The sequence below is a fragment of the Pseudomonas sp. LH1G9 genome (genome assembly GCF_002949975.1).
In the GTDB taxonomy this organism is placed as follows: domain Bacteria; phylum Pseudomonadota; class Gammaproteobacteria; order Pseudomonadales; family Pseudomonadaceae; genus Aquipseudomonas; species Aquipseudomonas veronii.
Genome location: NZ_CP026880.1, coordinates 4,272,862 through 4,297,446, shown reverse-complemented (window position 1 = coordinate 4,297,446; position 24,585 = coordinate 4,272,862). Strand labels below are relative to the sequence as shown.

At 60.1% G+C, this 24,585-nt stretch carries 23 protein-coding genes, 1 pseudogene and 1 riboswitch; of the genes and pseudogenes, 15 read left to right on the top strand and 9 right to left on the bottom strand.

Annotation, left to right across the window (positions count from 1 at the left end; genetic code table 11):
* Positions 1-29 precede the first annotated feature (29 nt).
* A complete protein-coding gene (locus C5F70_RS19855; protein WP_017845963.1) occupies positions 30-515 on the top strand; it encodes a hypothetical protein in 486 nt (161 codons plus the stop codon).
* Between the two features lie 191 nt (positions 516-706).
* A complete protein-coding gene (locus tag C5F70_RS19850) occupies positions 707-994 on the top strand; it encodes a PA4642 family protein (protein WP_017845962.1) in 288 nt (95 codons plus the stop codon).
* Positions 995-1,059: 65 nt separating this feature from the next.
* Here the strand turns inward: C5F70_RS19850 and mqo are convergent, their stop codons facing one another.
* A complete protein-coding gene (gene mqo / locus C5F70_RS19845) occupies positions 1,060-2,568 on the bottom strand; it encodes a malate dehydrogenase (quinone) (protein WP_104903936.1) in 1,509 nt (502 codons plus the stop codon).
* 484 nt (positions 2,569-3,052) lie between these two features.
* Here mqo and C5F70_RS30640 point away from each other — a divergent pair, with 484 nt between their 5' ends.
* Positions 3,053-3,277 (top strand): hypothetical protein, encoded by a 225-nt coding sequence (locus C5F70_RS30640; RefSeq protein ID WP_158683873.1) that lies wholly within the window; start codon positions 3,053-3,055, stop codon positions 3,275-3,277.
* A gap of 8 nt (positions 3,278-3,285) precedes the next feature.
* Here C5F70_RS30640 and C5F70_RS19840 read toward each other — a convergent pair whose 3' ends face one another.
* Entirely contained in the window at positions 3,286-3,519 is a 234-nt protein-coding gene (locus tag C5F70_RS19840) for a hypothetical protein (protein ID WP_017845960.1), read from the bottom strand.
* 193 nt (positions 3,520-3,712) lie between these two features.
* Here C5F70_RS19840 and C5F70_RS19835 point away from each other — a divergent pair, with 193 nt between their 5' ends.
* On the top strand, positions 3,713-4,297 hold the full coding sequence (locus tag C5F70_RS19835) for a YajG family lipoprotein (RefSeq protein WP_017845959.1): 585 nt from the start codon (positions 3,713-3,715) through the stop codon (positions 4,295-4,297).
* A 55-nt stretch (positions 4,298-4,352) separates the two neighbouring features.
* Here the strand turns inward: C5F70_RS19835 and C5F70_RS19830 are convergent, their stop codons facing one another.
* Positions 4,353-4,562 (bottom strand): hypothetical protein, encoded by a 210-nt coding sequence (locus tag C5F70_RS19830; protein ID WP_017845958.1) that lies wholly within the window; start codon positions 4,560-4,562, stop codon positions 4,353-4,355.
* 182 nt (positions 4,563-4,744) lie between these two features.
* Here C5F70_RS19830 and C5F70_RS19825 point away from each other — a divergent pair, with 182 nt between their 5' ends.
* The gene (locus C5F70_RS19825) at positions 4,745-5,002 is read left to right on the top strand and encodes a hypothetical protein (protein WP_102617129.1); all 258 of its coding nucleotides are present in this window, start codon (positions 4,745-4,747) and stop codon (positions 5,000-5,002) included.
* Positions 5,003-5,123: 121 nt separating this feature from the next.
* On the opposite strand, the gene C5F70_RS19820 is transcribed toward C5F70_RS19825, so the two are convergent.
* A complete protein-coding gene (locus C5F70_RS19820; RefSeq protein ID WP_169850554.1) occupies positions 5,124-6,287 on the bottom strand; it encodes a 1-acyl-sn-glycerol-3-phosphate acyltransferase in 1,164 nt (387 codons plus the stop codon).
* Between the two features lie 133 nt (positions 6,288-6,420).
* Here C5F70_RS19820 and C5F70_RS19815 point away from each other — a divergent pair, with 133 nt between their 5' ends.
* From C5F70_RS19815 to C5F70_RS19800, 4 genes are all read left to right on the top strand, one after another.
* Positions 6,421-6,603 (top strand): CPXCG motif-containing cysteine-rich protein, encoded by a 183-nt coding sequence (locus C5F70_RS19815; RefSeq protein ID WP_017845955.1) that lies wholly within the window; start codon positions 6,421-6,423, stop codon positions 6,601-6,603.
* Between the two features lie 11 nt (positions 6,604-6,614).
* Entirely contained in the window at positions 6,615-6,875 is a 261-nt protein-coding gene (locus C5F70_RS19810) for a putative signal transducing protein (RefSeq protein ID WP_017845954.1), read from the top strand.
* A 36-nt stretch (positions 6,876-6,911) separates the two neighbouring features.
* The gene (locus C5F70_RS19805) at positions 6,912-7,532 is read left to right on the top strand and encodes an SOS response-associated peptidase (protein WP_104903935.1); all 621 of its coding nucleotides are present in this window, start codon (positions 6,912-6,914) and stop codon (positions 7,530-7,532) included.
* 136 nt (positions 7,533-7,668) lie between these two features.
* The gene (locus C5F70_RS19800; protein WP_017845952.1) at positions 7,669-8,487 is read left to right on the top strand and encodes a M48 family metallopeptidase; all 819 of its coding nucleotides are present in this window, start codon (positions 7,669-7,671) and stop codon (positions 8,485-8,487) included.
* A 79-nt stretch (positions 8,488-8,566) separates the two neighbouring features.
* On the opposite strand, the gene C5F70_RS19795 is transcribed toward C5F70_RS19800, so the two are convergent.
* The 3 genes from C5F70_RS19795 to C5F70_RS19785 all read right to left on the bottom strand — a co-directional run bounded on the left by C5F70_RS19795 (position 8,567) and on the right by C5F70_RS19785 (position 11,406).
* Positions 8,567-9,151 carry a TMEM165/GDT1 family protein gene (locus C5F70_RS19795; protein WP_017845951.1) on the bottom strand — a complete coding sequence of 195 codons (585 nt, stop codon included), beginning with the start codon at positions 9,149-9,151 and terminating at the stop codon, positions 8,567-8,569.
* Positions 9,152-9,240: 89 nt separating this feature from the next.
* Positions 9,241-9,360: riboswitch (yybP-ykoY riboswitch) on the bottom strand.
* Between the two features lie 51 nt (positions 9,361-9,411).
* Positions 9,412-10,410 carry a class I SAM-dependent methyltransferase gene (locus tag C5F70_RS19790; RefSeq protein WP_046484632.1) on the bottom strand — a complete coding sequence of 333 codons (999 nt, stop codon included), beginning with the start codon at positions 10,408-10,410 and terminating at the stop codon, positions 9,412-9,414.
* Positions 10,411-10,440: 30 nt separating this feature from the next.
* Positions 10,441-11,406 carry a 2-hydroxyacid dehydrogenase gene (locus C5F70_RS19785; RefSeq protein WP_017845949.1) on the bottom strand — a complete coding sequence of 322 codons (966 nt, stop codon included), beginning with the start codon at positions 11,404-11,406 and terminating at the stop codon, positions 10,441-10,443.
* An 84-nt stretch (positions 11,407-11,490) separates the two neighbouring features.
* Here C5F70_RS19785 and C5F70_RS19780 point away from each other — a divergent pair, with 84 nt between their 5' ends.
* The gene (locus tag C5F70_RS19780) at positions 11,491-12,123 is read left to right on the top strand and encodes a LysE family translocator (RefSeq protein WP_017845948.1); all 633 of its coding nucleotides are present in this window, start codon (positions 11,491-11,493) and stop codon (positions 12,121-12,123) included.
* A gap of 93 nt (positions 12,124-12,216) precedes the next feature.
* Here the strand turns inward: C5F70_RS19780 and C5F70_RS19775 are convergent, their stop codons facing one another.
* Positions 12,217-13,287 carry a hypothetical protein gene (locus C5F70_RS19775; protein ID WP_046384663.1) on the bottom strand — a complete coding sequence of 357 codons (1,071 nt, stop codon included), beginning with the start codon at positions 13,285-13,287 and terminating at the stop codon, positions 12,217-12,219.
* Positions 13,280-15,319 (bottom strand): lipase family protein, encoded by a 2,040-nt coding sequence (locus C5F70_RS19770; RefSeq protein WP_104903934.1) that lies wholly within the window; start codon positions 15,317-15,319, stop codon positions 13,280-13,282. The genes C5F70_RS19775 and C5F70_RS19770 overlap by 8 nt, the downstream gene beginning before the upstream one ends.
* 256 nt (positions 15,320-15,575) lie before the next feature.
* On the opposite strand from C5F70_RS19770, the gene C5F70_RS19765 reads away from it, so the two are divergent.
* The 5 genes and pseudogenes from C5F70_RS19765 to C5F70_RS31190 all read left to right on the top strand — a co-directional run.
* Positions 15,576-17,258, top strand: coding sequence for a fatty acid--CoA ligase (locus C5F70_RS19765; protein ID WP_104903933.1), 1,683 nt, complete (start codon positions 15,576-15,578; stop codon positions 17,256-17,258).
* Between the two features lie 331 nt (positions 17,259-17,589).
* A complete protein-coding gene (locus C5F70_RS19760; protein ID WP_017845944.1) occupies positions 17,590-19,461 on the top strand; it encodes a DUF1302 domain-containing protein in 1,872 nt (623 codons plus the stop codon).
* Between the two features lie 29 nt (positions 19,462-19,490).
* Positions 19,491-20,855, top strand: coding sequence for a DUF1329 domain-containing protein (locus tag C5F70_RS19755; protein WP_017845943.1), 1,365 nt, complete (start codon positions 19,491-19,493; stop codon positions 20,853-20,855).
* Positions 20,856-21,080: 225 nt separating this feature from the next.
* Positions 21,081-23,810 carry a LuxR C-terminal-related transcriptional regulator gene (locus C5F70_RS19750; protein WP_104903932.1) on the top strand — a complete coding sequence of 910 codons (2,730 nt, stop codon included), beginning with the start codon at positions 21,081-21,083 and terminating at the stop codon, positions 23,808-23,810.
* 126 nt (positions 23,811-23,936) lie between these two features.
* Positions 23,937-24,008 (top strand): annotated as a pseudogene (locus C5F70_RS31190) (MBL fold metallo-hydrolase); the annotation flags it as partial.
* Between the last annotated feature and the right edge of the window lie 577 nt (positions 24,009-24,585).

Genomic DNA, 24,585 nt, shown 5'->3' with positions numbered 1-24,585 from the left:
GTGCTGGGCCATCTTTCCCGGAGCGGCCCATGAGCCTGTTGATTCGCACCTGCGCCGCCCTGGCGCTGACCCTCAGCTTGCCGCTGGCCGCCGCCCCGGCGCCGATGCACAGCCAATTCCTGCCGCCCGACGACCTGGCCCTGCGCGCCGAAGCGCCTGATCAGCAGCAACTGTTGCAAGTCACCGAGTATGCGGTGGTGGTCGGTAATCAGCGCCAATCCACGCAGCAGCCGATCCCGGTGACGTCGCCGGTGATGATTCGCCTCAAGGGCAAGTCCTTGAACAAAGGCGCAAGCATCGCCCAGGTGATCGTCAATTTCGACGCCGAAAGCAAAAGCCTGAAAAAGCCGGTGTTCGATGACAAGACCAAGACCCTGACCTTGTCCTACCCCGCGACCCAATACCGCGTGATCGTCGACCTGCTGCGCAATGACACGGTGTATGTGCAGTTCCTCAGTTATGCCAACGGGCATATCTGGGCGGATCTGCATACCGGCGTGGTACGCACCAAGTAGCCAGCACCCTGACGAACCCAATGTGGGAGGGTGCTTGCTCCCGATGACGGTGTGTCAGTCGACAGCTAATTGACTGATCCAGCGCAATCGGGAGCAAGCCCTCTCCCACAGTGGTTCTCAGCGCTTTCGCCGCCCGCGCCTCGCAGGTAGACTTCAAACCCCATGTAAATGTCCGCAGGCTGGAGTCGGTAATGCGTAAAGATAAGAAACAGGTGATTGGTGACGAGATCGGCGACGATCAGATCAAGTTGTTCCTGGACTTCGAACCCGTCGACGCGACTTCACCCTCCCTGCACAAACTGATCAAGGCCTATCGTGGCCTGCGTATCGACGACTTCGAGCGCTTCCTGGGCTTCTTCAAGGCCGCCGGCCTGGACCTCGATGGCAAGGACGAGCATGGCCAGACCTTCGTCGATCTGATCAAGGACCAGCGCAACGCCGCCGAGTACATTGAATTGATCGATAACGCCCGCGGCTGATCGCAGGCGAAAAAAAGCCCCGCGGCTCACATCGAGAAGCGGGGCTTTTTTTATTTCGAGTGGCCTTAAGCGTAGCTTTGGGCTTCGTTGTTTTGCTTAACCAGTTCCAGGCTGATGTTGTTCTGCGCGTTGATCTTGCGGTACAGCTCGGCATCGGTCTCCAGGACCTTTTCACGGGCCGGGAAGATCTCGTGCAGTTTGGCTGCCCACTCGCCGGCAGCCTTGGTCGGGAAGCAGCGTTCGATCAGTTCGAGCATGATCGACACCGTCACCGAAGCGCCCGGGGACGCGCCCAGCAGCGCCGCCAGCGAGCCGTCTTTGGCCGCGACCAGCTCGGTGCCGAATTGCAGCACGCCGCCTTTTTTCGGGTCTTTCTTGATGATCTGCACCCGTTGGCCGGCCACTTCCAGGCGCCAGTCTTCGGCTTTGGCTTGCGGGTAGAAGCGGCGCAGGGATTCCAGGCGCTGTTCCATGGACTGCATCACTTCGCTGACCAGGTACTTGGTCAGGTCCATGTTGTCCCGGGCCACGGCCAGCATCGGGCCGATGTTGCCCGCGCGCACCGACAACGGCAGGTCAAGGAACGAGCCGTGCTTGAGGAACTTGGTGGTGAAACCGGCGTAAGGCCCGAACAGCAGGGACGTCTTGCCGTCGACCACGCGGGTGTCCAGGTGCGGCACGGACATCGGTGGCGAACCCACGGCGGCCTGGCTGTAGACCTTGGCCTGGTGGTGCTTGACCACTTCCGGGTTGTCGCAACGCAGCCACTGGCCACTGACCGGGAAACCGCCGAAACCTTTGCTTTCTTCGATGCCCGAGGCTTGCAGCAGCGGCAGGGCCGCGCCACCGGCGCCAAGGAACACGAACTTGGCGTTCACGTCGCGGCTGTTGCCGCTGTTGACGTCCTTGATGCTCACGGTCCAGCCCGCGCCATTGCGCTTGAGGCCGGTCACGCGTTTGCTGTACTTGACCTGGGCATCGGGCGCGCTGGTCAGGTGGTTCAGCAACTGGTTGGTCAGGGCGCCGAAGTTGACGTCGGTGCCGTTCTGCACACGGGTCGCGGCGATTTTCTCGTCGAGCGGGCGGCCTGGCATCATCAGCGGTATCCACTCGACCATCTCATTGCGGTCTTCGGTATAGCGCATATCCGAAAATGCATGATGCTGGCTGAGGGTTTCAAAGCGCTTCCTGAGGAAGGCTACGCCTTTGTCTCCCTGCACGAAGCTCAGGTGCGGCACCGGGGTGATAAAGGACTTGGACGAGCCAAAGGTGCCTTTTTTGGTCAGGTACGCCCAGAACTGCTTCGACACCTCGAACTGGGTGTTGATGTGGACAGCTTTCTTGATGTCGATGGAACCATCGGCGGCCTGGGGTGTGTAATTCAGCTCACACAGCCCGGCGTGGCCGGTACCGGCGTTGTTCCACGGGTTGGAACTCTCCGCGGCTCCCGAGTCCATCAGCTCAACGACTTCCAGCTTGAGGCCGGGGTCGAGCTCTTTGAGCAGTACGGCCAGGGTGGCACTCATGATGCCGGCCCCTACCAGTACTACGTCGACTGCTTCGTTATGCGCCATTTAACGCGTCTCCAAAATCTGCAGCACCAAATTGACGGCATGGCTGCCAGGAGTGACGGGGCGGTTCACGTGTTGCCCCAGGTTACCCATGGCCAGGATCGCCATGTCCGATTCGCAATTCTTTGCAAGTTCAGCGCACGCTTCCTGCCGGGCTAATCCGCCTATGAACGCATTCATGGGCTGCCGTGGCAATTCGACTTATGGTCAAAGCGTGCGATCCGTGCAATCAATCCGTAGCGGACAGGCTCAAGCCCCGGAGCACTCGGTCCTGTGTGATTGGGCTGTTCCAGACGCTGATGGTGCTTGTACAAACGCCAAACTATTCATTTGCTCGCCACACTCTTGTGAAGTTGTGAAAACCCGTTTTTTCACGCTCTTTTGAAGACGTGAACCTCAAAAAAGGGCTGCCCCAGCCTGGCACCTGGCCCGGAAAACCTTGCCGGCATGCGGCAAAACGGGCAAACAACTCAAGTGGCCGAGCGCAATGGCAGCTCTGGCAGATTCGGTAAAGGTGGGTGGTTTGCAAAGAAAACAGCAAGCGCGCCAGCTTCACACGATCTGTGTGGGCGGCTCTCTGTGGGCGATCTGGGGGGCTAATACCGAAGCATTAACGATGTTGCGAGGCCCGATCAGGAGACGTCCTTATAATCGGGGGGAGATTGTAGCGAAGAACGCCAAGGAAATGGGCGTGTTTTATGACTTTTATTAGGCGTTCGGTCAGGCGGCCAACGGCTGGTGATGCGGCGACTGCGTCGCGCGTGGGCTGATACGCGCGCTGGCGGGCAGCGGGCGGTGCATCCAGCTCAAGCGGATTTCTTCGATTTCCACCCAGCCATCACCGACCGGAGGCTGGCTGCACTCTTTGAAAGCCTGGCAGCGACCTTGCACATCGAGCAGGGCAAATTGGCGAAGGGCGGGCTTGCGGGTAAACAGCGACCAGAGAAAATGCATGAAGTCAGCCTCCTGAGATTGAGACCAAGCATGCCTGCCGGGGATGACGGGCCCATGTATCGGCTGTGACATATCGGTGACATCGAACCCCTACAATGCCTGCGGGTCTTAGGTTGTAACTGACGCTAGTTCCCGGCGAGGGCCGCCCGCTATACTGCCGGCCTGTCGGTACTCGATTTCTGGAGAGAAGAGCATGTTGCAACGCCTGTTGTTCGGTTTGATCACTGTGACCAGTTTGACCCTGGTTGGCTGCGCCAATAGCCCGCAACAACTCAGCCCGCAACCGAAGCTCACCACGCAGTTGGCTCCGGTGGGTCACGGTCAGCCGGTGTCGGTGCGTGTGGTGGATGGTCGTCCTTCGCCGACCCTGGGCTCCCGTGGTGGCCTGTATCCGGAGACCGCGCTGGTGTCGGTGAGCGGTGCCGATGTGCTCCCCAAACTGCAAGCCCAGGCTGAAGCAGCGGTGCGGTTGCTCGGCTTTACCCCGGCCAACTCGCCGGGCGCGCCGCAGTTGACCATCACCCTGGCCGAGCTGAAATACCAGTCGCCCAAAGACGGCCTGTACGTGACTGAGGCCACTATCGGCGCGACGTTCAGGTCCGACGTGAGCGCCGGCACTCGTCGCTACAGCGGCCGTTATGGTGCGTCCCTCAACCAGCGCTTCGGTATGTCGCCCAACCAGGAGACCAACACCAAGCTGGTCAGCGACGTCCTGAGCGACGCCCTGACCCGTCTGTTCAAGGACCCGAGCATCGGCCAGTTGCTCAGCTCGCAATAACGCTCAATAACAAGCCGGGCTCAGCGCTGAGCCCGGCTTTTTTGTGCCCGCCGTTTCATGCCGCGGTGTCGATACCGAAGTCGAGCAGGCTTATCCCGGTCAGCAGGTCCGTCTCCGGCAGGTCCGCATGCTGGTGCCCGCCAAGGGCGCAATACACCAGCCAGTGGCGGTCCTGGACGTTGAACGCGAGGCCGCCGATCAGCGCCTCTTGCTCATCGCTTGGGGCTATCAAATACAGTCGATCCTGGTTTTGCGCGTGCAACATGACAAGCTCCCGAGCGTTCGAAGGGCCACAGAGTGAACGGTTAAGGTGACGTTCAGGTGACGCCGTAAATTACTCGATACATTAGCCGTCAATGGGGGAAGGAGCTTTTAGGCGCAGGAGGCGACTACCGTTCAGGTTTGTATCTGAATGGATACCAAGGCACTGTTTCAACGAGGTGTGTGATGGCGCTGCCCGGACTGCTGATCAATGTTGTTGCTCTATCAGTGGCCTGCTCTGGCGCTGCACTGCTATTCATTACCCGTTTGAAGGAACAGCGCGCCATGGCCAGGCTCGCCGCGCAAAGCGAAGAGCGCGCCATCGACCAACCCATGCTGTTTCTGGATGTACGCACCGAACGGGCGCATCGCCTGGCTTATCGTGTTGGTTTCGCCTGCCTGGGGCTGGCGCTGCTGGTTTCATGGATCAGCACGCGTTTTTAGTTGCACCCTGAAACGACTGTGGGAGCGGGCTTGCTCGCGACAACGGAGTTACAGTCGGTACCGCTGTGACTGAACCACCGCATCGCAGGCAAGCCCGCTCCCACAGGTTTGGCTAGGTGTATTACAGCGGGATTCCCGCCTTGACCCGATATTGATTGCGCACTGGCGTTGCATATTGCACCACCAGGAACGGCCGGTGTTCGACCGGGCACTCGCTCAAGCGGCGCTCCCACTCTGCCTTGGCCTTGGCCAACTCGTCGGCCGGGAAGATATCCGCTGCCTTGGGTACCTGCAGTTGCGGGTCGGCGTCACTCCACTGGGCGTAGGCCAGGTAGTGAACCGGGAACAGGCGATAACCTCCGAGAATCTGCCGGTCCATTTCCACGGCGAGCAGCTTGGTGTCTTCGAAGCGCTCGGTGATCGGCGGCGCAAAGTTCACATGCACCCGGCCCTTGTAGCCGGTAATGCCCAGGGCAATGCTCACATCGTCTTCACCCGGTGCCTTGGTGTAGGTGCCGGTGGTGGCGCGGATGTACAGCTCGCGAGCCTTGGCCAAGTCGCATGGGTCGTATTCGTAGCTGATGGACACGGGCGTCAGGTTCAGCGACTGGATCACCTCGGCGAACGGCTCGTCCTTGCGGCTGACGTGGAACATCTTGAGGATCGCCGATTCGGTGCGGTCATCCCCATCCTTGGCGCGGCCTTCGGCCTGGGCGATCCAGATCGACTGGCAGTCGTGGCGGATCGAATGGTTGATGTAGGCCGACAGCAACTGGTAAGCCGCCATTTTTTCCTTTCGCCCGGTGATCGAGCGGTGCACGATGAAGCTCTTGTTCAGGCGCATCAGGTCGCTGACAAACGGCTTTTGCAACAGGTTGTCGCCGATGGCGATACGCGGTGTCGGCAGGCCGGCGTGGTACACGGCGTAGTTGACGAAGGCCGGGTCCATCACGATATCGCGATGGTTGGCCAAAAAGACGTAGGCGGTGCCCGATTTGAGCTGTTCCACGCCGGTATAGGTCACGCCGTCGGTCGCTCGATCAATGGTGTGGTCGACGTAATACTCGACTTTGTCCTGCAGCGTGGCCACGGTGGTGACGCCGGCGAATTCACGGCGCAGTTTGCGGGCGATCATGGGTTTGAGCAGCCAGCCCAGCGCGCCGGCAAAGCGCGGGAAGCGGAAGTGGGTCAGGATGTCCAGAAAGGCCTTGTCACTGAACAGCCGCTCCAGCACTGCCGGGACTTCGCTGTCGTTGTAAGGTCGGATGGTATCGAATTCGCCCATCATGCTCTCTTGTTAGAAACGGCTAGGGTAAGTAGAGGGAATACCAGGGTGCGGCCCGAGTAATGGGCTCGGCCGAAATATAACCCTGTAAATAGACCGGCGATTATACGCACAAGTCACTTGGGAGACTGCGATGCTGGAAACTGCGCTGTACGATTGTCCTTATTGTGGTGAAGTGGTGGAGACGACCGTGGATTTATCCGGCGGCGACCAGACCTATATAGAAGACTGTCAGGTATGTTGCCGACCGATCATTTTCAACCTGCAGGTCCATGGTGAAGAGTGGATGCTCGAAACTCGCAGCGAAAACGAATAACAGGTACGCCCATGCAGCGAATCTACGAACCGGAAAACCTGATGGAAGGCGAGCTGCTGCAGCAGATGCTCGCCAGCGAAGGGATCGAGGCGCATTTGGTGGGGCGCCACTTGCTCGGCGGTAGCGGCGAGTTGCCGATTTTCGGGCTGCTGGGGCTAGAGGTGGACAACGACCAGGCAGCCTGCGCGCGCGAGCTGATCACCGCGTATAACGGTGCGCAACCGTTGCCCGGCGATGAACCCGACAGCTTCCCCGACGTGTTGGTCTGTTAGGCTGTCGGTCGGTTTACCCAAGAGTCGTGTTGCCCCATGTGTGGACGTTATGCCCTGTTTCGCTGGAACCCCACGTTTGCTGCCTTGCCGGGCTTTCCGGCGGATCAGCAGGCCCAGTGGAATATTTCTCCCAATGATTCGGTGCTGATCCAGCGCGCCACCGACGGCCAGCGCACCCTGGCCCGCGCCCGCTGGGGCCTGACACCGCCGTGGCTGACGGACCTTTCCCGTACTCCGGCGCATGCCCGCGCCGAAACCCTGGCTGAGCAACCGATGTTCCGCGAAGCGTTTCGCCAGCGTCGCTGCCTGTTGCCGGCCAACGGGTTCTACGAATGGCGCGGCACCCAGCGCAAGCGGCCGTACTGGTTGACGCCAGGGGAAGGTTCGACGCTGTTTTTTGCGGCCATCTGGGAAGCGTATCCGGTGCAGGAGCACGTGTGGCTGAGCACCGCGGTGGTGACCCAGGCGGCGCAGAGTCAGCGGCGGCCGTTGATTCTGGATGCGGCGGGGCAGGACGCCTGGCTGAACCCCGAGACGCCGCTGCCGGTGTTGCAGGGGCTGTTGGCCAGCGAGCCGGTCGCCTTGCGTGAACGGGTGCTGGCCAACATGGTCAACGATCCCAAGCTGAATGGGCCGGAGTGCCTGACTCCGGCTTGAGCCAGAAAATCCGCCACCGTTGTGGGATGTATCCGAAATTTAGCGTCTGCACGTCTGATGTATCTGGCGTCGATACAAATCACCGCCTAGGATACGCGCCATGTTTTCAGGGCGTCTTTTCAGGGAGAGTGTGTTGATGAAGAAATCATTGGCCGTAAGTGTATTGGCGGCAGCAGTGCTGCTGGCCGGGTGTCAGTCCGTCAACACCACCAGCGGCGGTGCCGTTGGGGTGGAGCGCAAGCAGTACATGTTCAGCATGCTGTCGAGCCAGGAAGTCGACCAGATGTATGCGCAGTCCTACCAGCAGACCCTGGGTGAAGCCAGCGGCAAAGGCCTGGTGGACAAGACCAGCGCCAACGCCAAGCGCGTGCAGGCCATCGCCAACCGCCTGATCGCCCAGGCGCCGACCTTCCGTCCGGATGCGGCGCAGTGGAAGTGGGAAGTGAACCTGATCAAGAGCGATGAGATGAACGCCAACTGCGGGCCGGGCGGCAAGATCTTCGTGTACAGCGGGCTGATCGATAACCTCAAGCTCAGCGATGACGAGCTGGCGGCGGTGATGGGCCATGAAATCGCCCACGCCTTGCGTGAACATGGCCGTGAAGCCATGTCCAAGGCCTACGGCATCGAGATGGCCAAGCAGGGCGCCGGCGCGTTGCTTGGTCTCGGCCAGGACAGCATGGCGCTGGCCGATACCGTGGCCAACTACGGCATGACCTTGCCCAACAGCCGCAGCAATGAAAACGAAGCGGACCTGATCGGCCTGGAGCTGGCGGCCCGCGCCGGTTACAACCCGAACGCGGCCATCACGTTGTGGAACAAGATGGCCAAGGCTTCGGAAGGCGCGCCTCCGGAGTTCATGAGCACTCACCCGGCCTCCGACAGTCGGATCGCCTCGTTGCAGGCGGCGATTCCGAAGGTGATGCCGTTGTATCAGCAGGCCAAGAAGTCCTGATAATCCAAGCCTCATGAAGATCCCAATGTGGAAGGGGGCAAGCCCCTCCCACATTGGATTGGGTTTGCGGCTTGGATCTTTAGATCCAACCACTGCTTTGCATGGCCTTGTACACCGCCACGATCGCCAGGACAAAAAACGCCGTAGCCGCCAGTCGACGAATCAAGGTCAACGGCAATTTCTCCGCGGCAAAATTCCCCGCCAGAACCACCGGTACGTTGGCAATCAACATGCCCAGGGTGGTGCCGATAACCACCAGCCACAGCTCAGGGTATTGCGCCGCCAGCATTACCGTGGCGATCTGCGTCTTGTCGCCGATTTCGGCGAGGAAGAACGCAATCAGGGTGGTCAGGAACGGCCCGAACTTGCGCGTGGTGCTGGCTTCGTCATCGTCGAGTTTGTCCGGCACCAGGGTCCACAGCGCCGTGGCGCAGAAACTCGCGGCGAGAATCCAGTGCAGCACCGCATCCGAGAAGAAACTGCCGAACCAGGCACCTACGGCACCCGCAGCGGCATGGTTCGCCAGGGTCGCGGCGATGATGCCGGCGATGATCGGCCAGGGTTTGCGAAAGCGTGCGGCAAGGATGAGCGCGAGCAGTTGGGTCTTGTCGCCGATTTCGGCCAAGGCAACGATTGCGGTAGGGACGAGCAGTGAATCCAGCATCAGGTAGGTTTCCAGGGGCGGGTCGACACGGCTATGACACGTACAGCCTTCCCGCCCCGGGTAAGGTGTGCGTGTCATAGGTCTTGTCAAACCCCGGTCCGTCTGAGCGGACACCTGGGTCGCATACGCCATGGTCTGCTGACCAAGTATGTTGACGTATGCCGGACGAGCGTGGCGCTCGTGGGAGACTACTCCCCTAGGACGGAGCGGATTCTGCCTAGGCAAAATCCATTCGGCAAGTGTTCTTTTGCAAACGCCGATCAGCTGCGCTTGGCGCGATAGATGCGAAAACCATTGCCTTCGGCCTTGACCGCACACACGCCCAAGTGCTCTTCGATCAGCGGCTGGTACTTCAGGAAGCTGTTGGCAACCAGTCGGAGTTCGCCGCCTTTTGCCAGGTGTTTCGCGGCTTTTCGCAGCAAGTTCTCCGTGGCGAAGTAATCGGTGTGTACCCCGACATGGAACGGCGGGTTGCTCAGGATCGCGTTCAAGCCCATCGGCGCGGCATCGATGCCGTCTGCGGTCAGCACGTCGGCTTCCAGACCGTTGGCCGCCAGGGTCAGGCGGCTGCTGGCGGTGGCGAAGGCGTCCACATCCAGCATTGTCACCGTATTGTGCGGGTAGCGACGTTTGACTGCCGCGCCCAACACACCGGCGCCGCAACCGAAGTCCAGCAGGTGGCCGCTGGGCAGTTTGTCCAAATGCTCCAGCAACAACTCGGTGCCACGATCCAGGCGACCATGGCTGAACACGCCCGGCAGGCTCACCACTTTCAGCGGGCCTTCGGCCAGCGGCACTTCGAAAACCTGCGCCAGGCTCTCCAGCTCCACCGCTTGCGGCGCGTTGGCCACGGTGACCTGCCACAACTGGCAGTGCCGTGCGTTATCGAGTTTGCGCGGCTTGCCGAAGGGGATCATCTGTTTGGCGGCGCTTTCGATCCCGCCTTTTTTCTCCCCCACCAGAAACAGCTCGGCACCGGGCAGGCGCGCGGCCACGGCGTTGAGCAGATAGTCGGTGAGGTCCTTGGACTTGGGCAGGAAGATCACTGCCGCATCAAACGTGCGCTGCGGCACATTCACGCCGAACTGGCTGCGCTCGGGGAAACGTGCGTCGAGCGCAGCCTGGTCACCGGCATGCCAGCACCAGCCGTGGGCGTTGGGCAGGCGGCCGAGCAAATCGTCGGCAGGCAACCCCACCAGCAGCAGGTTGCCTTGAAAAAGTTCGGCCTGACGAAGCAGTACTTCACTGCGCGGATCCATGGTCTGCTCCTTGAAAAGGGGCGCAGTTTATCAACTGACGACGCGCAGCGGGGCGCCGCTGAAAAAGCCGCGGGCGTTTTCCGCCAGTTGGCCGACAATCCGCTGCCGCGCTTCGCGACTGCCCCAGGCGTTGTGGGGCGTGACGATCAAGCGCGGGATATCATCGGCCAGCAACGGGTTGCCATGCACCGGGGGTTCGACGCTCAGCACATCGGTCGCCGCGCCGCCCAGGTGGCCATTGCGCAAGGCGTCGGCCAGGGCCTGTTCGTTGATCAGGCCACCGCGCGCGGTGTTGACGATAAACGCGCCGGGCTTGAGCAACGCCAGCTCGCGGGCGCCGATCAAGTCGCGGGTGTGTTCGTTGAGCGGGCAGTGCAGCGTCAGCGCGTCGACCTGCGCGAGCAGTTCATCCAGCGGCATGCGGTCGGCGCGGGCAGGGCGCCCGGGAATGGCGCCGAGTATGACGCGCATACCGAAGGCCTCGGCCAGCCGTGCGACGGCGCTGCCCAGTTCGCCATGCCCGAGCAAACCGAGGGTTTTGCCCTCCAGCTCGACGATCGGGTGGTCCAGCAGGCAGAACTGCTTGGCGGCTTGCCATTTGCCCGCGCTGACATCCCGTTGATAGTCCTTCAGCCGCGTCGCCAGGTTGAGCAGCAGCATGATCGTATGCTGCGCCACCGACGGCGTGCCGTAGCCCTGACAGTTACTGACGGTGACACCATGGGCGCGGGCGGCTTCAAGGTCGACGTTATTGGTGCCGGTGGCCGACACCAGGATCAGTTTGAGTTCGGGGCAGGCGGCCAGGGTTTCGCTGTTGAGCGCAATCTTGTTGCTGATAGCGACCTGGGCGCCTTGCAGGCGTTCGACCACATTCTGCGGGGTGGTCTGCTCAAACAGCTGCAGCTCGCTGAAACAGTTGTGCAGCTCACTGAGATCGAGATCCCCCAGGTCGAGGGATGGGTGATCGAGGAAGACGGCGCGGCGATTGTTCGTCATCAACTGTACCTTTTGTGACAGGGTTCGAAGGCGTAATCTGCCGAGCCTATCAGATGAAATAATCCGTTACTTAATGGAGTGAGTATGTACGTCGCCGAGTTTTTGACCGTGGCCTTGATTCACCTGCTGGCAGTGGCCAGCCCCGGTCCGGATTTCGCGGTGGTGGTGCGCGAAAGTGTCACCCACGGCCGCCGCGCCGGGACCTGGACCGCATTGGGCGTGGGCTCGGCGATTTTCCTGCACGTGGGGTACTCGTTGCTCGGCATCGGCTTGATCGTGTCCCAGTCCATCGTGCTGTTCAACGCACTGAAATGGGCGGCGGCGGCCTACCTGCTGTACATCGGCTTCAAGGCCCTGCGCGCCCAGCCGGCCAAGCCAGCCGCCGAGGGCGAGCTGCACCGCGAAGTCGGCGAACGCACCCCACGCGGGGCGTTTACCGCAGGCTTTGTGACTAACGGTTTGAACCCCAAGGCCACGTTGTTCTTCCTGTCGCTGTTTACCGTGGTGATCAACCCGCACACACCGCTGGCGGTGCAGGCGGGTTATGGCGTGTACCTGGCGGTAGCGACGGCGGCGTGGTTCTGCCTGGTGGCGATGTTGTTCAGCCAGCAGCGGGTGCGTGCAGGGTTTGCGCGGATGGGGCATTGGTTCGATCGGACGATGGGGGCGGTGTTGATTGCCATCGGCGTAAAACTGGCGTTCACCAGCATGAAATGAGTCGAACTCTCTTACGACCGGCACCAAGATGGAATATGGTTTTGTCCTTGGCGGAACCAGCGGGTTCGAAAGCCAATTTTTGTATAGGCGGCATCACCATCTCCTGTTGGGGAAGTCGACTTCACGTACTGGATGGGCGCTCTCCGGTAAGGGGTCGGTAAGCCCCTCGACATCTGTCTTCTCCTCGAATATTTGACCGTTGTTACCGACCAGCCTATAGCTATACGAAGGCAGTCTTTTCCCCCATTCGTCCACAATGAGGTAGCGCCCAAACCCGGGCTTATCCGGTTCTGGGAGCCAGTCGGGTAACAGCTGCGGGCGGGGGTCCCGACAATCGGCATAACGCCAGCGTGAAAAACACTCGGGGGCGCGTCCTGTGCGCAGGCTTTGTAGTTTCCAGAAGTCTGGCGTCGATTGACCATCTGCCACGACATTGCCGTCGGGATAGGTGAAAGCGGTGTGGTTTCCCTCCTTTTTTTCCTTTGGCCCCGCCGAATAAACTATGAAATCGGAATGTATGACTGGTTCGAAATATACCTGCCGCGCCTGTAATGCTTGGTAACTGAGGTAAATGCTGCCCTCGCCGGCCAAGCCCACAGTTTTTTTGTAAGGCCCCAAAAACTCTTCATCGACCCAAGGGTAGTAATCCTTCTTGATCGTCAGATCGCCTTCAACCTTGATATCAGCTCCTCCCCGTGGCGAGTCGTTGTAGTCAAATATCACAACCACGCCGCCCCCTCCCCCTGAAGTCACATTCTCGCCAAAACGCGTCGGATCGGCATAAGCCACGCCAAAGGTCACATTCGCCAAATGCCAGCGGCATGCGCCACCGCCATCTTTCGGCAGTTCGACTTGGTAGAGATCACTCTGCCCCTGGCGCTCCAGTTCCTTGTAAACCGAGTGATGACCATCCCGTTCAGTGCGCTGGCCGCTGGCGCCGTAGTCGACACGCTTACAAATGGGCGAGCGGTACATCACCCACATGGTTTCGGTTTTTAGCTCCTTGGGCAGTTTCACGGTGACGGTTATTTTTTCGCTGTTGGCAGGCGGCGCCAGACTGTAATCCTGACGGCATCCACTGAGGCTAAAAAACATCGCGCACACAACAGTGAGCAGGCGGAGAAACCGGATTTTGTTCTTTCGCGTGTTGATCGGCTTAACCATTGGTCTTCTCGTAATAAGCTTTTGGGTCGGCAATGGCGTTAAAACGCTGCAGCGCCTCGGTGCCACCTGCTACTCGCTGGGTGATATGCAGGGCTTGGTCTACCAGGCGCTGTAAGTCGAGGAACACGCGATTGCGGGTCAGTTCGTCCTCGTGAATGCTCCCGTAGTAATCCTTTAGCTGTTGTTCGAACTTGCGCCGTTGGACCTGTCGCTCCAGCAACGGATCGCGCTCTGCATCAATCGATTCCAGCAATTGGTTATGGATATAGGGTTGGTATTGCGACATGAAGTGATCGCCAATACGCGGCATTCGACCCGTCGCCGGGTTGCTGTAGCGAGGGAAGAACCGGGCCCGGCTTTCGGCGTTCAGCGATGTGTTCAGGCACTGCGTGGCCTGCTCGACTTGCTGGTCACCGTCCTCGCTCAGACTGGGGACCAAATACAGCTTGGCTTTTTCCGGCAGTTCGTAGGCGATAGTGCTGCGATAGGGCGTGCCATCGGGTTTGCGGTAAGCGGGGTATGGTGTGATCTCCTGTTGCTGGTGTTGCTTGGCCCGGAAAAACATGGCGATCTCACCGTGATGGCTGAACGGGTCTTCATGTTTGAATACTGCGCTGGAGACGGCTTGACGTAGCGACCAACTAAACCCAGCGAGCAGGCCGACAGGGCCATAGGCGTCATATAGGTAATTGTCCAGCGCGGCCTCGGGGGGCACGCGAGGAATGGCGTCCATGTCATTGACATGGCGAAAGTGCCATAGGTAGCCCAAAAACTGTATGGCGTGGAGGGTGAAGGTGCGGGGCATGCCGTAGGTGTAGAGCAGAGGGTTATGGTTTTTCAGCGAGGCCGCGTGGATGAGGCCAAGCGCGCCGCCCAGGCTATGGCCGCAGATGAACAATTTTTTATCGCGAGCACCACCAAGAATCGTCTTGCCAAAATCAGTATCAAAAACTCTTCTCGCCACCTCAAAGGCATCGCGAAAGCCAAGGTGCACACTGCCCACAGCAGTAAGGTCAGGGCAAGGAACCTTAGGCTCGCAAACCGCAGCGATCTCCGGTTTCACAGGACGAAAGGTCGCATCGGTGATGAGGTCAGCAAGCCCTTCCATCTCAGTGCCGCGCCACGCCACCAACGCCTGGGATGCACTGATAGCGTAAAGCAGCTGGGTATGACCTTCCGGCACGTCTGCCTTAGCGGTATCCAAGGCTTTGATCGTCAAATAACGATCACTAAAAGGCACATCAACCACCACACATGGCCATGCCTGGCCGTTATCCCAAACCCGAGGTGTACGTGACAAATCCAGGCATTGCTGCTCGAAAAACTCGTTGACGGAACCCAGTTCGCGTTCATCCCGCGTGCTATACGCCAAAATACTCATCAACCCCAGGTTGTAGGCATTGACCAGGCTGTACCCAGACTGGTGATGCAACATCAGAGACCAGGCGCGAAATGGGCAGACTTCCAGCACATGACGACGGTCCAGTTCATCGCCACTGACGGTGAAGCCGTTGAACTTTCGTTCCGGGAAATGAAACGGCGGTAGCTTATTCGAATCATTCAAGGGGGGCTGGAATGTTGGTTGTTGGTCACATAATTGACCGATTCGCAGATAGTGGTAACAGCGCCCCGCAGCCAGCGCCTGCTTCTCAATCGGCGAAAAGCCTGAGCGTTGCGGGCCATACAGCGGTGTACGATCCCCGATAATCGGTCGAGGCGGCTCTGCGCGCTCAGCACGCAAACGACGCGTTTGCAGTTGATCGGCCAAAGGGTTGGCCTCCATCAACAACGTGATAGGCAGCGGATGCAAGCCCTCAACGCGAATCACCCCCTCGGCATCGCTGCGGCCAAGAAACTCCGGCACAACACGCTCACGAGTGGCCTCATTCACCGCACGGTAAGGCAGGTTCGCTAGGGGCTCGCCCTGCTCATCCAGCAATTGGAACTCTATCCAATGCTGTTTCTGTTTGCCGCCGATGAAATCCTTGTTCGGGTTGAGTGTGTCCGTGCGGTGCATGGGATCGTTGTGCATAGCGGTCCTTTAGCGATGGATGCGACGAAAGTCCAAAGCGTAAAGAGTTGCTATCCGTGGCGAATGTCGGAAGGTTCGCCTTTCAGCGAAGGGTGCTTCCTGATCTAATTTGCTCATGTCCCGAAGAGGATGTTGGCGCAAAGCTATCATTCGCAGCAGGCTGCAAATCATTCCTTTGGCTGATTTGGTCGGCACCTAACGTCTCTACAGTGCAGGTCTTCAAGCCGAGACCGTGCAGTCATAAAAAGGGATTCGTATGTTGCAGACCCGTGTTATCCCGCCCGCCGAAGGTGCGTACCAATATCCGCTGTTGATCAAACGCCTGCTCATGTCCGGGGCCCGTTATGAGAAGACCCGGGAAATCATCTACCGCGACAAGCTGCGCTACACCTATCCGACCCTGATCGAGCGGGTCGCGCGCCTGGCCAATGTGCTCACCGAAGCCGGGGTCAAGGCTGGTGATACCGTTGCCGTGATGGACTGGGACAGCCACCGTTACCTGGAATGCATGTTCGCCATCCCGATGATCGGCGCGGTGATTCATACCATCAACGTGCGCCTGTCGCCGGAACAGATTCTCTACACCATGAACCACGCCGAGGACCGCTTTGTGCTGGTCAACAGCGAGTTCGTGGGGCTCTACCAGGCGATTGCCGGGCAGCTCACCACCGTCGACAAAACCTTGTTGCTGACCGATGCGGCCGAGAAAACCGCTGAGCTGCCGAACCTGGTGGGGGAGTACGAAACCCTGCTGGCCGCCGCCAGCCCGAAATACGATTTCGAGGATTTCGACGAAAATTCCGTCGCCACCACCTTCTATACCACCGGCACCACCGGCAACCCCAAGGGTGTGTACTTCACCCATCGCCAATTGGTGCTGCACACCATCGGCGTGGCGACCATCATGGGCAGTGTCGACAGCGTGCGCTTGCTGGGCACCAACGACGTGTACATGCCGATCACGCCGATGTTCCACGTGCATGCCTGGGGCCTGCCGTATGTGGCCACCATGCTGGGCCTGAAACAGGTCTACCCTGGGCGTTACGATCCGGAATACCTGGTGGAGCTGTGGCACAAGGAAAAGGTCACCTTTTCCCACTGTGTGCCGACCATCCTGCAAATGGTGCTCAACGCCAAGGCCGCCCAGGGCGTGGACTTTGGCGGCTGGAAAATCGTCATCGGCGGCAGCGCCCTCAATCGCACGCTGTATGAAGCGGCCAAGGCGCGTGGGATTCAACTGACCGCCGCGTATGGCATGTCCGAGACCGGGCCGTTGGTGTCCTGCGCTCATCTCAACGATGAGCTGATGGCCGGCACCGAGGACGAGCGCACCACTTACCGCATCAAGGCCGGTGTGCCCGGGCCGTTGGTGGAAGCGGCGATCATCGACAGCGACGGGCATTTCCTGCCCGCCGATGGCGAGTCCCAGGGCGAACTGGTGCTACGCGCGCCGTGGCTGACCGAGGGTTACTACAACGAGCCGCAAAAGGGCGCCGAGCTGTGGGAAGGCGGCTGGATGCACACCGGCGACGTGGCGACCCTCGACGCGTTTGGGGTGATCGATATCCGCGACCGCATCAAGGACGTGATCAAGACCGGCGGCGAGTGGATCTCGTCCCTGGCTCTGGAAGACCTGGTCAGCCGCCACCCGGCGGTACGCGAAGTAGCGGTGGTGGGCATCGCCGATCCGCAGTGGGGCGAGCGCCCGTTTGCGTTGCTGGTGGTGCGTGATGGCCATGTGATAGGCGCCCGTGAACTCAAGGAGCACCTCAAGCCGTTCGTGGAGTTGGGCCACTTGAGCAAGTGGGCGATTCCAAACCAGATCGCCATTGTTACTGAAATTCCCAAGACCAGTGTCGGCAAGCTCGACAAAAAACGTATCCGCGTCGACATCATTGAGTGGCAGGCCAACAACAGTACGTTCCTCTCTACCCTTTGATACCTTTCGCCGTGCCCGTTCGGGCACGGCAATGCTCTATCTCGCGGCTTTACTTGTGATTTGCCGATTTTCAGCCATCCTTGCCGCGTCGGCCTTCGTCGACGTGGCAAAAGGGCTGTGGCAGACGGGTCGGTGATGCAAATCACACTTTAGAGGGATCAAGCGGTACCCCCTGCTGGCTATAGTCCCTCTCAGAGTTTTTCAAGGATGTTGCGCTTCGAGCCATGGGGGCTCGGTTGCCGGGCGGCATTGGAATCGTTGTATTCCGGCCGTTACATGCATCACCGAAAGAACTCACTGCCATAACAATAATGCACATGGAGTAGCGTCGATGACCTCAGTAAATCAGTTCTGGCGCCGGGCAAGATTGCCCCTGGCCGTCAGTCTCGCTTCTACGCTCGCCGGGCCGGCATTCGGCGTCAGTTTCAATATCGGTGAAATCGAAGGGAATTTTGACTCCTCTCTTTCCGTGGGGGCGAGTTGGTCGACAGCCAAGGCCAACCGCGATCTGATCGGTGTCAACAATGGCGGCAAGGGCTTGTCCCAGACCTCCGATGACGGCCATTTGAACTTCAAGCGCGGCGAGACGTTCTCGAAAATCTTCAAGGGCATCCATGACCTGGAACTGAAATACGGCGACACCGGTGTGTTTGTACGCGGCAAATATTGGTATGACTTTGAACTCAAGGACGAAAATCGTGAGTTCAAGGACATCAGTGACAAAGGCCGTCCTATGGGCGCCCGGTCTTCCGGCGGGGAAATTCTCGACGCCTTCATTTATCACAACTACTCGATTGCCGATGAGCCCGGTTCCGCGCGTTTCGGTAAGCAGGTTGTAAGTTGGGGCGAAAGTACCTTCATCGGCGGCGGCATCAACTCCATCAACCCGATTGACGTAGCGGCGTTCCGTCGCCCGGGTGCCGAGATCAAGGAAGGCCTGATTCCGGTCAACATGTTCTATGTGTCGCAGACACTGACCGAAAACCTGTCGGCGGAAGGCTTCTATCAGTTGGATTGGGAGAAGACCGTCACCGATAACTGCGGGACATTTTTCTCCCAGGCGGACGTCATTACAGGCGGCTGCAATGACAACCTGCGGTTGCTCAGCAAGCGCTCTGTGATAACCGCAGGCGGTGGTTTGCCGCTGATGAATCAGTTTGGCGTCAACATCAACGAAGAAGGTGTACTGGTCAAGCGCGGCTCTGATCGCGACGCGCGTGATGGCGGGCAGTTCGGTGTAGCCATGCACTACAACTTCGAGCCGCTGGACACGGAGTTCGGCGCTTATTTCATGAACTACCACAGCCGTGCGCCGATTTTCAGCGCCAAGGGCGCATCGGCTGCGACTTACGCCGCGGCTAACGCATTGACGTTCACGCCAGCCAGTAGTCTGCGTCCACTCATCGTGGCCGGTAACTCCAGCTACTTCGTCGAATATCCAGAAGACATTCGCTTGTACGGTTTGAGCTTCTCGACGACCTTGCCTACCGGCACAGCGTGGAGCGGCGAGATCAGCTACCGGCCGAACGCGCCGGTTCAGCTCAACACCACCGACATCTTGTACGCGGGCGTTACGCCGTTGATAGGCTTGAACGGTGCTTCCCCGCTCAAGGGCGCCGCCGGTCAGGATCTGAATGGCTACCGCCGCAAGGAAATCACCCAGCTCCAGACCACCTTTACGCACTTCTTTGATCAGGTCATGGGCGCCAGCCGGCTGACACTGGTGGGCGAAGTGGGGCTGACCCACGTCGGCGGCCTGGAAAGCAGCTCGAAAGCGCGCTACGGGCGTGATCCGGTATTTGGTCCTGGGGAAGGCCCACTGTGCGCGACGCTCAACGCGGGAACCATTGCCGGTGCGGGCGCAGGTACAGACCGCAGTAACCTGACGGCCAACTGCAACAATGACGGCTTTACCACCGCCAACTCCTGGGGCTATCGCGGCCGGGCAATCTGGGAATACCCGGATGTGTTCGCGGGTGTGAACCTCAAGCCCAACGTGGCCTGGTCCCATGACGTCAGCGGTTATTCGCCAGGCCCTGGCGGCAACTTCGAAGAAGGTCGCAAGGCTGTCAGTCTCGGCCTGGATGCTGAATACCAGAATACCTACACCGCGAGCTTGGCCTACACCAACTTCTTCGGCGGTAAGTATTCCACTGTGGACGACCGTGATTTCATCGCCCTCAGCGTCGGCGCCAACTTCTAAGCACACTGCATTTCAGGAAGAACCAGAACATGAAAATAACTAAAAGTCTGTTGCACGTCGGTGTGCTTGGGCTGTCGATCCTGGCGAGTAACGTCATGGCGGCGGTGTCGGCGGATGAGGCCGCCAAGCTGGGCACGACCCTGACCCCGATGGGCGCCGAAATGGCCGGTAACGCCGCTGGCACCATTCCTAAATGGTCGCCGTTGCCGACGAATGCCGGCGCCGTCGACGCCCGTGGTTTCCTGGCCAACCCTTATGCCAGCGAACAACCGCAATTCACCATCACCGCGCAAAACGTCGAGCAATACAAAGACAAGCTGGCGCCGGGGCAGTACGCGATGTTCAAGCGCTACCCGGACACCTTCAAGATGCCGGTCTACCCGACCCATCGCGGCGCCACCGTACCGGCCGAGGTGTTCGCCTCGATCAAGAAGAACGCCACCACCACCAACCTGGTGTCCGGCGGCAACGGCCTGGAAAACTTCGAAACCGCCGTGCCGTTCCCGATTCCGAAAAGTGGCGTTGAAGTCATCTGGAACCACATCACCCGCTATCGCGGCGGCAGCGTGACCCGCCTGGTGACCCAGGCCACGCCGCAGACCAACGGTTCGTTCAGCCTGGTGTATTTCAAAGACCAGTTCGTGTTCCGCGACAAAATGAAGGACTTCGACCCGAAAAACCCCGGCAACGTGCTGTTCTACTTCAAGCAGCAAGTGACCGCGCCGGCACGTCTGGCCGGTGGTGTGCTGCTGGTCCACGAAACCCTCGACCAGGTGAAGGAACCGCGCTCGGCGTGGGTCTACAACGCCGGCCAGCGCCGTGTACGTCGGGCGCCGCAAGTGTCTTATGACGGGCCGGGTACCGCCGCCGACGGCCTGCGTACCTCCGACAACCTCGACATGTACAACGGTGCGCCGGACCGCTACGACTGGAAACTGGAAGGCAAGAAAGAAATCTACATCGCCTCCAACAGCTACAAGATCGACGATCCGAAACTCAAGTATGTCGACATCATCAAGGCCGGCCACATCAACCAGGACCTCGCACGCTACGAGCTGCGCCGCGTGTGGCATGTGGTCGCGACCCTGAAGGAAGGCCAGCGCCACATCTACGCCAAGCGTGACTTCTTCATCGACGAAGACACCTGGCAAGCGGCCGTGATCGACCACTACGACGGTCGCGGCCAACTGTGGCGCGTCGCCGAAGCCCATGCCGAGAACTACTACGACAAACAAGTGCCGTGGTACGCCCTGGAAACCCTCTACGACCTGCAGTCCGGCCGCTACCTGGCCCTGGGCATGAAGAACGAAGAGAAACAGGCGTATGACTTCGGCTTCACCGCCACCACCAGCGACTTCACCCCAGCGGCCCTGCGCCAGGACGGTGTTCGCTAAGCTGCACGCGTAGCCAAATGTGGGAGGGGGCTTGCCCCCGATAGCGGTCTGACAGCCAAGAATTCTATTGGCTGCCCCAGCGCAATCGGGAGCAAGCCCCCTCTCACATTTCTTGTCGCAGTTCTTTTTCAGGCAAATGTTGCAAAGATCTACAAAACCGTCGCTTTTACCGCTAGTCTGCGGACATCTGCAATGCCGACAACAGCCTTCTACAAGAGCCCGGCGATGACTGATCTGTCCCGAATCCAGGGGCCTGCCAGCGCGGTGATTCCGACCCTGGAAGGTCGCTTCTACAGACCTCCGCTGCCTGACGGCTACGTGCTGCGACCGCGCCTGTGCGAACGGCTGAGCGCTGGCTTGGAAGGGCGATTGCTGCTGGTCTGCGCGCCGGCGGGGTTCGGCAAGAGTTCGCTGGCGGTTGAGTTCTGCCAGAGTCTGCCCGCCCATTGGCAAAGCCTTTGGCTGGGCCTGAGCCCACGGGATAACGACCCCGGGCGTTTCCTCGAGCGCCTGCTTGACGGCTTGCAGCAATACTTCCCGCAACTGGGTGCGCAATCCCTGGGCCTGCTGAAAATGCGTCAGCGTCATCAACCGTTTGCCTTCGAAGAATGGCTCGATGGCTTGCTCGATGAGCTGGCGCTGCAGTTGTCCACGCGTGCGCCTTTGTTGCTGGTGCTGGATGACTACCATTTGGCCCAGGGCCCGGTGCTTGACCGCTGCCTGCAGTTTTTCCTCAATCATTTGCCCGATGGCCTGCTGGTGCTGGTTACCAGTCGCCAGCGCCCCGACTGGCACCTGGCGCGCTTGCGCCTGTCTCGGCACCTGCTGGAGCTGCATGAGCAAGACCTGCGCCTGACCCACGCCGAATCCCTGGCGGTGTTGGATCGCCACAGCAGTTCGCTGCGCGGCGAGGCGCTGGATAACTTGATCCGCCGCAGTGAAGGCTGGGTCGCCGGTTTGCGTTTCTGGCTGTTGGCGGCCTCCGAAGCGGGGAATGAAGGCGCCTTGCCGCAAAGCCTGCACGGCGGCGAAGGCTTGATACGCGACTATTTGCTGGAAGAAGTGATTGATTGCTTGCCGGCGGAAGTCCAGGCGTTCCTCTATGAAACCGCCTCGCAGGAACGCTTTTGCAGTGAACTGTGCGACGCCATACGCGATGCCCACGACAGCGCGGAAATCCTGCGTTACTTGCAGGCTCACCAGGTATTTCTGGTGCCGCTGGACGAGCAGGGGCACTGGTTCCGTTATCACCATTTGTTTTCCGACCTGCTGCGCACCCGGCGCGCGAGCAGCGCCGTGCTGCCGCCCGCCAGCCTGCACCTGCGCGCCTGTCGCTGGTTCAACGCCCAGGGGCTGATCGATGAAGCGGTCGAGCAGGCGTTGCGCGCCGGTCATCTGGATGTGGCGGCGAACCTGGTGCAGAACCTCTCCGAGGAGCAACTGCTGGCCGAGCAGAACGTCGGCATGCTCCTACGCTGGAAAATGGATTTGCCCGACAGCCTGCTGATCAGCACGCCCCGGTTGATCGTGCTGTACAGCTGGGCCTTGGGCCTGGCCTGTCAGTTGGATGCGGCGGAAGAACTGTCGGGATACCTCAGTCGCTTCCTGCCGGCACCATCGGCCACTGCGCAGAAGTCGATGCTGGCGCAATGGCTGGCGCTGAGCGGGATCATCGCCCGGGGCCGAGGCGACCGCGAGCTGACCCAGCGCTATTGCAGCGAAGCCTTGGAAAGCCTGCCGCAGCGCCGTTATGGTCAGCGCCTGATGTGCCTGTCGACCCTCTCCAACCTGGCGATCGTCGATGCCGACCTGTGGCGCGCCCGTGGCTTGAACCGCGAATCCCTCGAATTGGCGCAGCGTGTCGGCAACCCCCTGTTCGAGGCCCTGGCCCATTACGACCGCGCGCGGGTCTTGCAGGCGCGGGGTGAAATCCTGCGCTCGCTGGATGAAGTGCGTCAGGGCCTGCAACGCTTGCACGACCTTTCGCCCCAACGGTTGTACGCCGTGCGCGCCCGATTAGCGCTTTACGAAGGCTACCTGCTGCTCGCGCGTTGTCAGCCCGAAGCCGGCCTGGTCCGCCTGCGCGCCGGCCTGGCTGAAGCCCGCGCCTGCCGGGATATCAGCGTGCTGATCGGGCATTGCGTGATTGCCAACTTCGAAGGTCGCCGCGGCGACTTCGCCAAAGCCTTCGCCGAACTGGCCGAGGCCGAACGCCTGATGCACATCTGGGATGTGCCGCCGATTTACTACCTGGCAATGATCACCCTGATCAAATGCGAACTCTGGTTGGCCCAGGGGCGTACCGACCTGGCCGACGCCTGGCTGACCCGCCTGGGGCAAACCTACAACGGCGCACACGCGGCGGCGGCCCCGGAGTTTCACCCGCACCTGCCGCAGCATATCGAGCTGCAGCAAGCCGCGTTGGACGCGATCCGGCATCAACCGGCGGCGGCCCTGCAGCGCCTCGAAGACCTGGCGCAACACGCTCATGGCAGCGGGCGCCAGATGATTGCCCTGATGGCGCTGACCCAGCGGGCGCAGTTGCTGCTGGAGAGCGGCCAGGAGGCCAAGGCGCGCGAGGTGTTGGTTCGCGCCCTGGAAGCCGGAGCCGGCGGCGCGCTGCAACCCTTCCAGCGCCTGCTTGAAGGGTATCCCGACTGGATGCGCGATCAACTCGGCCAAGACCCCCATGGTTTATTGAACCAGAGCCTGTTGGCGCTGCTGCCGGCCGTTGCTGCCAGCGAGCCGGCGCCCAACCATGAAACCCTGAGCGCCCGCGAGCTGGCGGTGCTGCAACTGATCGCCCAGGGCTGTTCGAACCAGGAGATCAGTAACCGACTCTTCATCTCCCTGCACACGGTCAAGACCCACGCCAGCCATATCAACAGCAAGCTCGGCGTGGAGCGGCGCACCCAGGCGGTCGCGCGGGCGCAGGAGCTGCGGTTGATTGGTTAAAGCCTGAGTCCGCTGGCGAGCTTGCTTGCGTTGAGGTGCGAAGCCGCTCGAGTCTGGTTTAATAGTGCAATCATTCTGGCGACAGTCGCCCGGAAACCCTATGCCGTTTGCACGAGAGGACCGTTCATGGACACCGCAAAGCCGACCCTTATCCGCGAAACCTTCCCCGTCGGCCCGTTGCAGTGCAACTGCAAAATATAGCTTTACTGTGAACCTCTCCCTACGGGCTTTCACGGCATGAGACCCATTGGTATAAGGGTTGTAAGCGCTTTCGTGATCATCGACGATCATCCGCAATCATCCTTAGTCACAACCTGAGTGTGACAAAAATGTGCCAGGGTGGTTGAGTTGATTACTGATGATGATTAAGCTGGGGGCAATCGTACTGGCAAGGTCCGAAAATGGCCCTGGTCTCTAGATGCCTAGCAGTTGGCGCTGCGAGGCATTGATGATGAGTCGCAGGGTGCCTTGGTCCAGTATCACGCAGGCGAAAAGCGGAAGTAGCCAGCGTGGAAGAAAGGATGCCTGAGGGCAATCGCCTGATGTCACCAGCCGCCGACTTTGATGGGGTCGGATTCCAAACGGTGAGGTGCTGAGGAGAGCGAGAAGAAGCTGAGGGCACAACCCTGCGCATGAATAGATCCCGCTTGATGTGCTGAGCCAGCAGCCTCAAACGGTCAATTATCAGCGCTGCCGCGGACCCATCCAATCCCGATCCGGCGTAACCGGATTGGGGGAGGATGTCATTGTGTCTCTCGCAAAGCTTCTTACCGTT

Coding starts and splice junctions, on each gene's coding strand:
- C5F70_RS19775 (WP_046384663.1), bottom strand. CDS start 13,287: ATGGTTAAGCCGATCAACACGCGAAAGAACAAAATCCGGTTTCTCCGC.
- C5F70_RS19855 (WP_017845963.1), top strand. CDS start 30: ATGAGCCTGTTGATTCGCACCTGCGCCGCCCTGGCGCTGACCCTCAGC.
- C5F70_RS19760 (WP_017845944.1), top strand. CDS start 17,590: ATGACCTCAGTAAATCAGTTCTGGCGCCGGGCAAGATTGCCCCTGGCC.
- C5F70_RS19785 (WP_017845949.1), bottom strand. CDS start 11,406: ATGACGAACAATCGCCGCGCCGTCTTCCTCGATCACCCATCCCTCGAC.
- C5F70_RS19835 (WP_017845959.1), top strand. CDS start 3,713: ATGTTGCAACGCCTGTTGTTCGGTTTGATCACTGTGACCAGTTTGACC.
- C5F70_RS19830 (WP_017845958.1), bottom strand. CDS start 4,562: ATGTTGCACGCGCAAAACCAGGATCGACTGTATTTGATAGCCCCAAGC.
- C5F70_RS19805 (WP_104903935.1), top strand. CDS start 6,912: ATGTGTGGACGTTATGCCCTGTTTCGCTGGAACCCCACGTTTGCTGCC.
- C5F70_RS19800 (WP_017845952.1), top strand. CDS start 7,669: ATGAAGAAATCATTGGCCGTAAGTGTATTGGCGGCAGCAGTGCTGCTG.
- C5F70_RS19810 (WP_017845954.1), top strand. CDS start 6,615: ATGCAGCGAATCTACGAACCGGAAAACCTGATGGAAGGCGAGCTGCTG.
- C5F70_RS19755 (WP_017845943.1), top strand. CDS start 19,491: ATGAAAATAACTAAAAGTCTGTTGCACGTCGGTGTGCTTGGGCTGTCG.
- C5F70_RS19765 (WP_104903933.1), top strand. CDS start 15,576: ATGTTGCAGACCCGTGTTATCCCGCCCGCCGAAGGTGCGTACCAATAT.
- C5F70_RS19770 (WP_104903934.1), bottom strand. CDS start 15,319: ATGCACAACGATCCCATGCACCGCACGGACACACTCAACCCGAACAAG.
- C5F70_RS19780 (WP_017845948.1), top strand. CDS start 11,491: ATGTACGTCGCCGAGTTTTTGACCGTGGCCTTGATTCACCTGCTGGCA.
- C5F70_RS19850 (WP_017845962.1), top strand. CDS start 707: ATGCGTAAAGATAAGAAACAGGTGATTGGTGACGAGATCGGCGACGAT.
- mqo (WP_104903936.1), bottom strand. CDS start 2,568: ATGGCGCATAACGAAGCAGTCGACGTAGTACTGGTAGGGGCCGGCATC.
- C5F70_RS19750 (WP_104903932.1), top strand. CDS start 21,081: ATGACTGATCTGTCCCGAATCCAGGGGCCTGCCAGCGCGGTGATTCCG.
- C5F70_RS19820 (WP_169850554.1), bottom strand. CDS start 6,287: ATGGGCGAATTCGATACCATCCGACCTTACAACGACAGCGAAGTCCCG.
- C5F70_RS30640 (WP_158683873.1), top strand. CDS start 3,053: ATGGCAGCTCTGGCAGATTCGGTAAAGGTGGGTGGTTTGCAAAGAAAA.
- C5F70_RS19840 (WP_017845960.1), bottom strand. CDS start 3,519: ATGCATTTTCTCTGGTCGCTGTTTACCCGCAAGCCCGCCCTTCGCCAA.
- C5F70_RS19795 (WP_017845951.1), bottom strand. CDS start 9,151: ATGCTGGATTCACTGCTCGTCCCTACCGCAATCGTTGCCTTGGCCGAA.
- C5F70_RS19825 (WP_102617129.1), top strand. CDS start 4,745: ATGGCGCTGCCCGGACTGCTGATCAATGTTGTTGCTCTATCAGTGGCC.
- C5F70_RS19790 (WP_046484632.1), bottom strand. CDS start 10,410: ATGGATCCGCGCAGTGAAGTACTGCTTCGTCAGGCCGAACTTTTTCAA.
- C5F70_RS19815 (WP_017845955.1), top strand. CDS start 6,421: ATGCTGGAAACTGCGCTGTACGATTGTCCTTATTGTGGTGAAGTGGTG.